The 12,323-nt window shown below is 63.5% G+C and carries 9 protein-coding genes; 1 reads left to right on the top strand and 8 read right to left on the bottom strand.

Features of this window, described 5'->3' with window-relative positions; all coding sequences use genetic code 11:
- Window positions 1-123: 123 nt before the first annotated feature.
- The 7 genes from HX812_RS07450 to HX812_RS07420 all read right to left on the bottom strand — a co-directional run bounded on the left by HX812_RS07450 (window position 124) and on the right by HX812_RS07420 (window position 8,202).
- Window positions 124-879: an ABC transporter ATP-binding protein gene (locus HX812_RS07450; protein WP_038851432.1), complete on the bottom strand. Its 756-nt coding sequence runs from the start codon at window positions 877-879 to the stop codon at window positions 124-126.
- On the bottom strand, window positions 873-1,901 hold the full coding sequence (locus HX812_RS07445) for an iron ABC transporter permease (RefSeq protein ID WP_038851439.1): 1,029 nt from the start codon (window positions 1,899-1,901) through the stop codon (window positions 873-875). The genes HX812_RS07450 and HX812_RS07445 overlap by 7 nt, the downstream gene beginning before the upstream one ends.
- Window positions 1,898-3,031: an ABC transporter substrate-binding protein gene (locus HX812_RS07440; RefSeq protein WP_038851474.1), complete on the bottom strand. Its 1,134-nt coding sequence runs from the start codon at window positions 3,029-3,031 to the stop codon at window positions 1,898-1,900. The genes HX812_RS07445 and HX812_RS07440 overlap by 4 nt, the downstream gene beginning before the upstream one ends.
- 20 nt (window positions 3,032-3,051) lie before the next feature.
- Entirely contained in the window at window positions 3,052-5,406 is a 2,355-nt protein-coding gene (locus tag HX812_RS07435) for a TonB-dependent receptor (RefSeq protein ID WP_038851476.1), read from the bottom strand.
- A gap of 102 nt (window positions 5,407-5,508) precedes the next feature.
- Entirely contained in the window at window positions 5,509-6,477 is a 969-nt protein-coding gene (locus HX812_RS07430; protein ID WP_038851441.1) for a FecR domain-containing protein, read from the bottom strand.
- Entirely contained in the window at window positions 6,478-6,993 is a 516-nt protein-coding gene (locus HX812_RS07425) for a sigma-70 family RNA polymerase sigma factor (RefSeq protein ID WP_038851443.1), read from the bottom strand.
- Window positions 6,994-7,029: 36 nt separating this feature from the next.
- Window positions 7,030-8,202, bottom strand: coding sequence for an MFS transporter (locus HX812_RS07420; RefSeq protein WP_038851445.1), 1,173 nt, complete (start codon window positions 8,200-8,202; stop codon window positions 7,030-7,032).
- A gap of 104 nt (window positions 8,203-8,306) precedes the next feature.
- On the opposite strand from HX812_RS07420, the gene HX812_RS07415 reads away from it, so the two are divergent.
- Window positions 8,307-10,472 (top strand): TonB-dependent siderophore receptor, encoded by a 2,166-nt coding sequence (locus HX812_RS07415; protein ID WP_038851447.1) that lies wholly within the window; start codon window positions 8,307-8,309, stop codon window positions 10,470-10,472.
- A 4-nt stretch (window positions 10,473-10,476) separates the two neighbouring features.
- Here HX812_RS07415 and HX812_RS07410 read toward each other — a convergent pair whose 3' ends face one another.
- Complete coding sequence (locus HX812_RS07410; protein WP_038851448.1) at window positions 10,477-12,159, bottom strand: AMP-binding protein; 1,683 nt, start codon at window positions 12,157-12,159, stop codon at window positions 10,477-10,479.
- Window positions 12,160-12,323 lie beyond the last annotated feature (164 nt).

The raw sequence follows: 12,323 nt of genomic DNA, 5'->3' as shown, positions 1-12,323 counted from the left end.
GCCATCGATTCCAGCAGGCACAAGGCGGCAGCGATTGTCTAGGAAACGTCCTGCAATTAAAAGCGATGCGCCTTGCTGGCCCTTTACAAACCATGACAAAACGCCACCCTACGGACTCAAGCCTTACACAATATCGTCGATCAAAATATGCGGCTGCCCCCGACTGCACCGCTCGATCCGCGCCTCGACCTTGTACACCTCGCGCAGCATTGCCTCATTGATCACCTCATGGCTCGGCCCGCTGCCCTGGGCGGTGCCGTCGGCGATCACCAGCACCTGGTCGGCAAAACGCAGCGCCTGGTTCAGGTCGTGCAGGGCGATGAACACAATCACCTCCCGTTTGCGCGCCAGGGCCTGCATGAAGTTCAGCACCTGCACCTGGCGATGCATGTCGAGGGCGCTGGTGGGTTCGTCCATCAGCAACACGTCGGGTTCGCGCACCAAGGTCTGGGCGATGGACACCAACTGCTGCTGGCCGCCGCTGAGTTCACCGAGGTTGCGAAAGGACAGCTCGGTGATGCCGAGGGCGGTGAGGATTTCATCGACCAACTTCAGCTCGTCATCATGCACCGTCCAGCCGGGTGCTAGCTGCTTGCGTGCCAGCAAGACGGATTCATACACCGTCAAGCGGGCGCTGGCGTTCAGGCCTTGGGGCATGTAGCTGATGCCTTGGAGGCCTTTTGCCGAGTCCTGCAGGATCACTTGTCCAGGCCCGTCGATCAGCCCGGCCATGCGCTTGAATAAGGTGGATTTGCCGGCCGCGTTGGGCCCGACCACCGCCACCACTTGGCCGCCGACAAAACGGGCGGTGGTCACGCCGCGGATGATGCTGCATTGCCCGTAGGTGGCGCCGAGGTCCTGCAACTGAATGCTTACCATGGGTTTTTCTTCCCGCTCAGGATCAGGGAGATAAAGAACGGCACGCCGATCAGTGAGGTGACCACGCCAATCGGGAAAATCGCACCGGGGATCAGGGTTTTGCTGACCACCGAACTGGCCGACAGAATCAACGCGCCGGTGAGCAGCGAGGCGGGCAGGAAGAAGCGTTGGTCTTCGCCAATCAGCATGCGGGCGATGTGCGGGCCGACCAAGCCGATAAAGCCGATGGTGCCGACAAAGGCCACCGGGAACGAGGCGAGCAGGCTGACCATGATCAGCGTCTGGAAACGCAGGCTGCGCACGTTGATGCCGAAGCTGGCGGCCTTGTCGTCGCCCAGGCGCAGGGCGGTCAGGGCCCAGGCACGTTTGGCGAAGATCGGCAGGGTGATCAGGATCACCAGGCAGATCACGCCCAGCTTGGGCCAGGTGGCCTTGGTCAGGCTGCCCATGGTCCAGAACACCACGGCCGCCACGGCTTGCTCGGTGGCGAAAAACTGCACCAGCGCCAACAGCGCGTTGAAGGTGAAGACCAAGGCAATGCCGAGCAGTACGATGGTTTCGGCGGTGACACCACGGCGCAGGCTCAGGAAGTGGATCAGCAGTGCGCACAGCATCGCCATGATGAACGCGTTGACCGGCACCATGTACTGCGCCGCCAACGGAAACAGTGCCACGCCGAAGGCCAGCCCCATGGCCGCGCCAAAGCTGGCGGCGGCGGAAAGCCCGAGGGTGAACGGGCTGGCCAACGGGTTGTTGAGGATCGTCTGCATCTGCGCTCCGGCCAGGGATAACGCCGCGCCGACCGCCACCGCCATCAGCGCGACCGGCAGGCGGATATCCCACATCACCACGCGTACCTGGGGCGCTGCGCTGTCTGGCGACAGCAGCGCGCCGAGCACTTCACTGAGGCTGTAGCGCGCCGGGCCCAGGGCCAAATCCAGCAACACACTGCACAGCAACAGCAGGGTCAGGATGGCCAAAATCAGGCGTTTGCGCAGCACCAGTTGACGGTAGGCGGTCATGGCTTGAGGCTCACGAAGTAGCCGGGCGCGTAGGGCACCGGCAGGAATCGTTCATGCAACTCGCGAAACGCGGCTTGCGGGTCGAGGTCCGCAAACAGCGTTGGGTGAAACCATTTGGCCAATTGCTGGATCGCCACGAACTGATACGGGCTGTTGTAGAACTGATGCCAGATCGCGTGGAAGGCCTGGGTCTGCTGGGCCTTGATCCCGGCGTAGGCCGGGCGTTGGGTGTACCACGCCAGCTTGTGCCGGGCTTGGTCCATGTCTGCGCCAGGGCCGACGCCGATCCAATGGCCACCCGGCGCGAAAGCTTCCCAGTTGGCGCTGGTGACGACCACCTGGTCCGGGTTGGCCACGATCACTTGCTCGGGATTCAGTTGGCCAAAGGTGCTGGGGATGATGCCTTTGGCGACGTTGTTGCCGCCGGCCATCTCGACAAAGAGTCCGAAGTTTTCATCGCCGAAACTCAGGCAACAATCGTCGGTGTAGCCGCCGATGCGCTCGATGAACACGGCGGGGCGCTTGGGTTGCTGCGCGGCAATCACCTCGGTCACGCGGCGGATCTGCTGGTTGCGGAACGCGATAAACGCCTCGGCCCGGTCTTCCTTGCCGAACAACTGGCCGAACAGGCGCATGGTCGGTTCGGTGTTAGTCATGGGCTGGTTGCGAAAGTCCACATACACCACCGGAATACCCAGGGCGTCGAGCTTCTCGATGTAGCGCGCGTCCTCGGTGGCGTGCTGCGCCTCGATATTGAGGATGATCACGTCGGGCCGCTGGGAAATCGCTTGTTCGATGTCGAAGGTGCCGTCTTCAAAACCGCCGAAGGTGGGGATGTGGGCGATCTCGGGGAATTGACGCAGGTAGGCGTTGTAGGTGTCCGGGTCGGACTGGATCAGGTCCTTGCGCCAGCCGACGATGCGCTCGATGGGGTTTTGCGTATCCAGCGCCGCCACCAGGTACAGCTGGCGCCCTTCACCCAGAATCACCCGCTGCACCGGCAGGTTGACCTTGACCTGGCGCCCCAGCAAATCAGTGACGGTGGTGGGCGCCGCCAGCGCAGGCATGCCCAGCAACCCGGTGAACAACAGCGCCGCCAAAACGTGGCCGCATCGAACAATCGAACGCATCATGTGAGCCCTTGCAGGTATCAGAAGTCGACCGTGGCCGACAGGAGGAGGGTGCGTGGCGAACCCTGGGAAAACGCGCCGTAGGAGGCCACGCCGGACCAATATTCGCGGTCGAACAGGTTCTGCACGGTGGCGCGGAAGGTGGTCGGCCGCTCGGCGATGCGCGTGCTGTAGCGCGCGCCGACATCGAAGCGAGTCCAGGCGTCCAGCTGTTGGGTGTTGGCCTGGTTGACGTACTGGCTGGCGGTATAGATCGCGCCGCTGGTCAACGTCAGCCCTTCGACCCACGGGGTGTCCCATTCGGCCCAGAGGTTGGCTTGCACTTCGGGCACGCCCACCGGGGTGTTGCCCTGATTGGCGGCGATGCTGGTTTTGGTGAGCTGTGCATCCAGCAGGGTCACGCCGCCGAGCAGGCGCGTGCCTGGGGCGACTTCGCCAAACAGGCTCAGCTCCAGGCCGCGATTGCGTTGTTCGCCTTGTACCGAGAAGCGCCCCTGGGCCAGTTCGCCGGTGGGTTTCTGGATCTGGAACAGCGCCAGCGTCGACATGAAGGTGCCGTAATCGAACTTCACCCCGACTTCATGCTGCCTGGAAACATAGGGCGCAAAAATTTCCCCGGCGTTGGCCGCATTGGACGGTGCCACGTCGCCTTTGCTCAGGCCTTCGAGGTAGTTGTAATAAAACGACACATGCTCCCAGGGCTTGACCACCGCGCCGAACAGCGGCGTGGTCTTGCCGGCGTCGTAGGCCGTGGTCACCGCGCCGGCGGCGTTGTAGTTATGGGACTGGATGTTCTGTTTGCGCAAGCCTACGGTGACCTGCACGCGTTGGTCGAGTATCGATAAGGTGTCGGCAATGGCCACGCCGGATAACTCGGTGGCGGAGACTTTCGGCGCGTCCGGCTTGGCGATGGAGGGTTTGGGGCGCTCGACCGGGTGGTAGATATTCGACAGCACCGGCGCGCCGGAGATAATCCCCCGCGACAGCTCATCGCGATAGCGGGTGACTTGCAGGGTACTGCTGTGGTTGATCGGCCCCGTGTCGAAGCGCAGGCGCGCACCGGCATCCACCGTGTAGCGCTGCACTTCGAAGCGGTAGTAACCGGGGATCGACGAGGTGTCGCCGGCCGTGTTGACAATGCTTGGGGTCTGGTCGGACAGGCGCGCCACTGCCGATTTGCCGCCACCGGCATGGGCGAACACCGTCAGGTTGTCGGTGAGGTCGTACTCGCCGCTGAGCAGGGCGGATTTGTCCCGGGTGCGCGACCAGCCCCAGTCCTGGCTGACGTTGGTACGGCCATTGGCGGCGTCGGGAATCTTTACGCCTGAGGCGATCAGGAACGGTCGGGAGGCCGCGTCGAAGGTTTCCTCCTGGGAAATCAGGTCCAGGCTGGTGCGCAGGCGCTCGCCTTGATAATCCAGGGACAGCGCACCGATGCCGACTTCACGGGATTGCTTGTCGATCACCGTGTCGCCTTGTTGCACGCCGCCGTTGAGCCGCATACCGAAGCGGCGCTCTTCGCCAAAGCGCCGGCTGATATCGATCCGGTTACCGACGTGCGCATCCTGGGCATAGCTGGCGGTGTAGCGGGTCAGGTCTTCCTCCAGCGAGCGCTTGGGCACCACGTTGATCACTCCGCCCACCGCGCTGTTGGGCGACATGCCGTAGAGCAGCGCGCCGGGGCCTTTCACCACTTCGATACGTTCGGCGTATTCGGTGAACACCCGGTAGTTGGAAGCCACGCCGTACACGCCGTCGAACGCCAATTCGCCGAGGTTGCCTTCGCCCACCGGAAACCCACGGATGAAAAACGAGTCGACAATGCCGCCGGTCTGCCCGGTGGAGCGCACCGAGGAATCGCGCTCCAGTAGGTCTCCGACGGTGGTGGCTTGCTGGTCCTTGATCAACGAGGCGGTGTAGGTGCTGACGCTGAACGGTGCGTCCATCACATCCGCATTACCGAGCATGCCCAGTCGCCCACCGACGGCCACCTGGCCGCCCGAATACACCGGTGGCAGGCTGTCGGCGCGTTGCTCGACGCCACTGACCGTGGTGTCCGAGAGGGTGACTTGGCGCTGCACCAGCGTGTAGGTGCCGTCGCTGCGCAACACCATGTCCAGGCCACTGCCGGCCAACAGGCGGATGACGGCTTCCTGGGTTGAGTAAGTACCAGACAGCCCAGGGCTGGTCAGGCCTTCGGTGAGGGCCGGGACGAACGACAAGGCGATGCCCGCGTCCACGGCAAAACTCGACAGCGTGGCGCCGAGCGGGCCTGGCGCGATCTGGTAGGCACGGACCGCGACCGCATCCAACTGCGCGGCCATGGCGGCGCTGGCCAGGGCCAGGCTGAGCAGCGCGCTGCGAATCACAAGCATCAAAGGGAGCCCTGTGGACGAGAGGAAAAGGGGGGTTCCTGTGTGTGCCAGTCGAGATCGGAAAAAGTATCACCCGAGCGGTGTTTTATTTTTCGCGCCCGCTCAGGCGGGCGACAGGGTGACCCAATAGCCGTTCAAGTGGCCGCTGACGAGCACCGGGTAGGTCTGCACCAGCATGTTCAAGGTGCGCTGGGTGTCGCTGATGGGGAAGGCGCCGGAAATGCGCAGGTCGGCAATCGCCGGGTCATAGCGCACGAAGCCTCGGCGATAGCGGGTCAGCTCGGCGACGAAATCCGCCAGGCGCATCTTGTCGGCCATCAGCATGCCCTGGGCCCAGGCGCCGACATTGCGGTCGGTGGGGGTGAGCGAGCCAAAGGTCTGCGCGGAAAAGTCTGTGCGTTGCCCGGCGTTGACCACCAACGGCGCGACCTGGCGGTTGTCGGCCAGCATCACTTTGACGGCGCCTTCGAGCACGGCCAGGTGGGTGCGTGCGTTCCATTCGCGTACGGTAAAACGCGTGCCCAGGGCTTGCATGCGGCCCTGGCCGGTACTGACCAGGAACGGGCGGGACGCATCCTGGGCGGTCTGCACCAGTATTTCACCTTCACGCAAGTGCACCCGGCGCTGCTGGCTGTCGAACAGCACGTCGATGGCGGAATCGGTGTTGAGGGTGATGCGCGAGCCGTCGGCCAGGACCCATTCGCGCCGCTCGCCCACGCGGGTGCGGTAGTCGGCGGTCCACTGTTGGGTCTGCGCCAGTTTCCAACTGCCCCAGCCGACCGGCATCACCGCCAGCAGCAGGGCCAGCTTGCCCAAGGCTGCACGGCGTTCCGGGTGGCTCGGCCGATCCAGTGCCGACATGGCCAGGGCTGGCGGCAGGCCGCCCAACTTGCTTTGCAGCAACTGTGCGCGGGCCCAGGCGCGATCACGTTCGGGGCTGCTGACTTTCCAGCGCTCCCATTCGGCGCGTTCGTGGTCGCTGAGGCCGCCTTCGCTTAGGCGCATCAGCCATTCGGCGGCTTCTTCGAGGACTTCGGGGGCTAACGGGGGTTGCTTGCGCAGGCTGAGCACTTATTCCACCAGCATCAGGCACTGCACAAAAGCCTGTTTCATGTAGCGTTTGACGGTGATCAGCGACACGCCCAGTTGCTCGGCGATGTCCTGGTATTTGAGGCCGTTGAGCTGTGACAGCAGGAAGGCGCGCTTGACCAGTGGCGGCAGGGCGTCGAGCATCGCGTCGATCTCGTGCAGGGTCTCCAGCACCACGAAATGCGCTTCCGGCGAAGGCACTTCATGGGGCGGCACGCTGGCGAGCGCCTCCAGGTAAGCGCGTTCCAACGCCTTGCGCTGATACCAGTTGACCAGGATGCCCTTGGCCACACAGCTCAGGTACGCCCGCGGCTGGTCGATCACCGTGACCTGGGACGCGAGGATGCGCGTGAAGGTGTCCTGGGCCAGGTCGGCCGCATCCATGGCGTTGCCGAGTTTGCGCTTGAGCGTGGCGTACAGCCAACCGTGATGGCCGCTGTACAGGGCCTCGATCACGCGCAGGTGCTGCTGGTTATTGGCGGTAAGGATTTCGCTCATGGCGCGGATCCGTGCAATTGAGAAGTATTCCCAATGCTAAGGGACAACCCTGCGGTAACGCAACGCGAGAATCGCAACCCAGGCCACCGCGTACGCCAGGCACACGAACAGGTAGGTGTACGCCAGGCCATACACCTGGCTGAGCAACCCGCCGAGGCAGATGCCGGCAATCGAGGCGAACTGCGCGGTGCCCTGGGCGATCCCCAGCACATGGCCCTGACGGGCGCTGTCGGCGGTCTTGGAGATCAGCGCGGTCAGCACCGGCGTGGTCGCGCCCAACAGCACGCCCCAGATGAAGTAGGCGCACACAAACACCACAGGTTCTCGGGTGACGCCGGCCAGGCCGGTGAGGGCAATGCAGCCGAGTACCACGTAACCGATGCGCCGCAGCGTGTCGGCTTGCGTACGCCCCTCGAAATGCCGCGACCAGGCCGTGGCCGACAGGATGAACCCCAGCGCCAGCAAGCCGTAGCACAGGCCGACCACCGCGTTGCTCACGTTGAAGGTGGTGTTCACATACAGCGAGAACGAGGTTTGCGGCAGCATCCGCGCGAGCAGCAGAATGCCCATCACACTCAGCAGTGGTAACAGTGCGGACCCTTGCCACACACCGTTCTTGGGAGCCGACGCGGTTTTTTTGACCGGCGCAACATCCGGCAGGGTCACCGCCGCCACCAGCGTGCACACCGCGCAGAGTGCGGCGGCGCTGAGGTTGATCCAGAAGAACGTGGCATGGTCGAGGATCAAGCCGCCCACCACCGCGCCCAGCAATGAGCCAACATTGGTGGAAATCTGCAGTAGCGCAAACAAACGCGCGCGCCGCGAAGGCGCCTCGATGCTCACCCCATACGCCTGCGCCGGGGCGATATACCCGGCGCAGGCGCCCTGCAGGAAGCGCAGGACCAGGATCGTCCAAAGGTCGCTGAACAGTGCCAGCCCCAATTGGGTCAGGGTCAGCCCGACCAGCGCACGGATCATCATCCACTTGTGGCCGTAGCGATCGCCGATACGGCCCCAGAACGCACTGGTCAGCAAAATGCCAAGCATCGGCCCCACGTACACCGCGATGCTGGCGAAGCTGAACAGCGTGTCGGAGTCGGTCAGCTCGCGCAGGTGCAAGGGCCAGAATGGGCCGCTCATTTCCATGGCACCCATCGACACAAGTTGGATCGTGAACAGCAGGTAAATCAGGACACGGGTGGTTGGCATGAATCGGTCTCGGTAAAAAAACGCGCGGGACGCTGATACTTTTTCCCGCGTCGGCTGGCATCAGGAGTAATGCTCATTTCTCACGATGAAAGGACCCTGATGCCATGCCCGTTGCCAGCCGGTTAACCCTCGCTGTCCGTACCGCCCTGATGCTTGCCGCCGCCAGCACCAACACCTGGGCTGCCACCCAGGCTTCGACCGACGACAGCGCGCAAAGCCTGACCCTTGACGCGACGAACGTCAACGCTGTTTACCACGGCCCTACCGACTTGCCGGAGGTGCTCGCCGGTGGCCAGGTCGCCCGTGGCGCGCGTTTGGGCATGCTGGGCAACAAGGACGTGATGGACACGCCGTTCAGCGTCACCAGCTACACCGCCAAGACCCTGGCCGACCTGCAAACGGTGACCGTGGCCGATGCGTTGGAGCGGGATCCTTCGGTGCGCTCAACCGGCCAGACTGGCGGTATTGTCGATTCGTTTTTCATCCGGGGCTTCGCCATCGGCGAGGGCAACCTGGGCGAGTTGGCCTACGACGGTGTGTACGGCGTGGCGCCCAACTACCGGGCGTTTACCGAGTACGCTGAGCGCGTTGAAGTGCTCAAGGGGCCGGGCGCGTTGATGTACGGGATTTCACCGAACAGCGGCGTCGGCGGGGTGATCAACATCGTGCCCAAGCGCCCGCTGGACCAGGATCTGACGCGCTTCACCGGCAGCTACGCTTCGGACACACAAGTGGGCGGTCACCTGGATATCAGCCGACGTTTCGGTGACGAAAACCAGTTTGGCGTGCGCTTCAACGGCAGCCTGCAGGGCGGCGATACCGCCGTGGACAACCAGAACCGCGACGTCGGTATCGGCGCCATTGCCCTGGATTATCGCGGCGAACGCCTGCGCCTGAACCTCGACTACATCAGCCAGAAGGAAAGCTGGGAGGGCGCCTCGCGGCCCTTCACCCTTGCGCCAGGAGTGGAAGTGCCGTCCGCGCCGAATGGCCGCACCAGCCTGCCGCAGAAATGGGGCTGGTCCGACACCAAGGAGCAATCGGCCTTGCTCGGCGGCGAATACGACCTCAACGACAACCTGACCGTGTTCGCCCATGCCGGTGGCGGCAAGTCGGATGTGAAGCGCATGTCCGACCAGGTGCCGCGCATCCTCAACGAGGCCGGCGATACCAGCAATATTCCGGGGTACTACAAATTCAACGTCGACCGCTCGACCGCTGACGTGGGCTTGCGCGGGCTGTTCGCCACGGGGCCGGTGACCCATACCACCACATTGATGGCGACCCGTTACCAGGATGAACTCTCACGGGGCATCACCAACGGCACGGAGATCCGCTCCAATATCTACCACCCGGTGGACACGCCCAAACAGTCGATCAACACGCCGAAGGTGCTGCGCATCTCCGAATCGGAACTGTCCGGCGTGGCGCTGACCGACACCTTGGGGATTCTGGATGACCGTATCCAACTGACGTTGGGCGTACGCCGCCAAGACATCGAGTCGCGTAACTACAGCGCCACCGGCGTGGTCAGCTCGCGCTACAAAGACAACGCCACCACGCCGTTGGTGGGGGTGGTGGTCAAGCCCTGGGAGGATGTGTCGCTCTACTACAACTATGTCGAAGGCTTGAGCAAAGGTGATATCGCCCCCGGCACGGCGGCGAATGCCGGCGAGACGTTTGCACCCTATGAATCCAAGCAACACGAAGTGGGCGTGAAGTACGAACACGGCACCTTCATGACCACCGTGGCGCTGTTCCAGATCGAGAAGCCCAGCGGCGAGTTGGGCACCAACGGTGTGTATTCAGTGCAGGCCGAACAGCGTAACCGTGGCCTCGAACTGAGCATGTTCGGCGAAGTGGCGCCCGGCACCCGCTTGATGGGCGGCGTGACCTTCCTCGATGGTGAGCTGACCCAGTCCGCGACCGCCGCCAACCGTGGCAACAAACCGGTGGGCGTGCCGGATATCCAGGCCAACCTCTGGGCCGAGTGGGACACACCGTGGCTGGAAGGCTTCACCCTCACCGGCGGTGCGATCTACACCGACAGCCAGTACGTCAACCAGGCCAACACCCAGGAACTGGATTCGTGGACGCGCATCGATGCCGGCGCGCGCTACGCGACCAAGATCGAAGGCCGGCCAACCACCTTCCGCGCGACCGTGCAGAACGTGTTTGACCGTGAGTACTGGTCGGGCGTGGCGTCGTATGGCGCGTTTTCGCCAGGCTATCCGCGCACTTTGCAGCTGTCGGCCACGGTGGACTTCTGACCGGTCAGGCAAAATCCTCTTCGAAATACTCCTGTTCACCCCGCGTGTCGCTTTGGCGTCGCACCACCTCCATCTGCCGCAGCTCCACGCGGCGGATTTTTCCGGAGATGGTCTTGGGCAGTTCGGTGACGAATTCGATTCGTCGCACCCGCTTGTATGGGGCGAGGTTTTCGCGGGCGAAGGCGAGGATATGCCGGGCCAGTTCATGGCTGCCCGGTTCGTCGTGGGCCAGGATCAGGAATGCCTTGGGCACCGCCAGGCGCAACGGGTCGGGGCTCGGTACTACGGCCACTTCCATGACTGCCGGATGTTCTATCAACGCGCTTTCCAGTTCGAATGGGCTGATGCGGTAGTCGGAGGCCTTGAACACATCGTCGGCGCGACCGACGAAGGTGATGTAGCCGTCGGCGTCGATCTGCGCGGTGTCGCCGGTGCGGTAGTAGCCGTCACGCATGACCTCGGCGGTTTTCTCCGGGCTGTCTTCATAGCAGAGCATCAGGCCGAGCGGACGCACGTCGAGGGGCAGGGCGACTTCGCCTTCGTTGCCGGGAATGCCGTCCGGGTCGAGCAGCGCAACCTGATAACCCGGCAACGGGCGACCCATGGAACCGGGCTTGAGCAACTGGCCGGGGGTGTTGCCGACCAGCGCGGTGGTTTCCGATTGGCCGAAGCCATCACGCAACGGCAGGCCCCAGGCGTGCTGAATCTGTTCGATGATTTCCGGGTTCAACGGTTCACCGGCGCCGACCAATTCGCGCAGGCTCAAGCGTGATTTGTAGCTGGCGAGATCCTCCTGGATCAGCATGCGCCATACCGTGGGCGGCGCGCACAGGCTGGTCACGCCGTAGCGTTCCAAGGCACTGAGCAGGGCCGGCGCGCTGAACCGCGCGACGTTATGGATAAAAATGCACGCGCCGGCATTCCATGGGGCGAACAGGCAACTCCAGGCATGTTTGGCCCAGCCCGGTGACGAGATATTCAGGTGCAGGTCGCCCGGTTGCAGGCCGATCCAGTACATGGTCGACAGGTGCCCGACGGGGTAGCTCTGGTGGCTGTGCAGCACCATTTTCGGCTTGGACGTGGTGCCGGAGGTGAAGTACAGCAACATCGGGTCGGTGGCCAGGGTGCGGCCTTCGGCCTCGAACTGCTCAGTGTGTTCAAAGGCCGCGTTGTGTGCGACCCAGCCGGCAGGCGCGGACCCCACACAGACGCGGCTGCAACCCTCTGCCAGCCCGACAAACTTGTGCACGTGCGCTTCACCCACCACGAGGTGACGAACCTGCCCGCGCTCGATGCGGTCGCGCAGGTCATCGGGGTTCAGCAACGCTGTGGCGGGTATGACCACGGCGCCGAGCTTGAACGCGGCGAGCATGGTGTCCCACAACGCCACGTCATTGCCGAGCATCAACAACACACGATCACCCCGGCGCACGCCGAGGGCGCGCAGGTGATTGGCCACCTGGTTGGAGCGCGTCGCCAGTTGCTGGAAGCTGTAGCGTTGCTCGCTGCCGTCTTCCTCGACGATCCACAGCGCATCCGCCGTATTGCCCTCGGCCATGGCGTCGAAATAGTCCAGGGCCCAGTTGAATTCGCCCAGTTGCGGCCAGCGGAAATCCCGTACGGCGGTGGCGTAGTCGGTGCGGTGAGCGAGCAGAAAATCCCGAGCGGCCAGGAAGGGCTGGGTCATGGTGGCTGTCCTTAATTATTGTTGTGGGACGTTCCCTCGGCTGAACCGAGAGGTTGGATCGAGAGGCTGGACCGAGTATAGGCACGCAGAAATCAGAGCAGAACGCTCAAAAACACCGGTGCGTTGTGCAAAAAAGTCATGGGTGTTGAACCGTCAAACGGTGC

This window comes from Pseudomonas sp. IPO3749, assembly GCF_013386605.1.
Classification (GTDB): domain Bacteria; phylum Pseudomonadota; class Gammaproteobacteria; order Pseudomonadales; family Pseudomonadaceae; genus Aquipseudomonas; species Aquipseudomonas azotoformans_A.
This window is presented reverse-complemented; position numbering and strand designations above follow the sequence as displayed.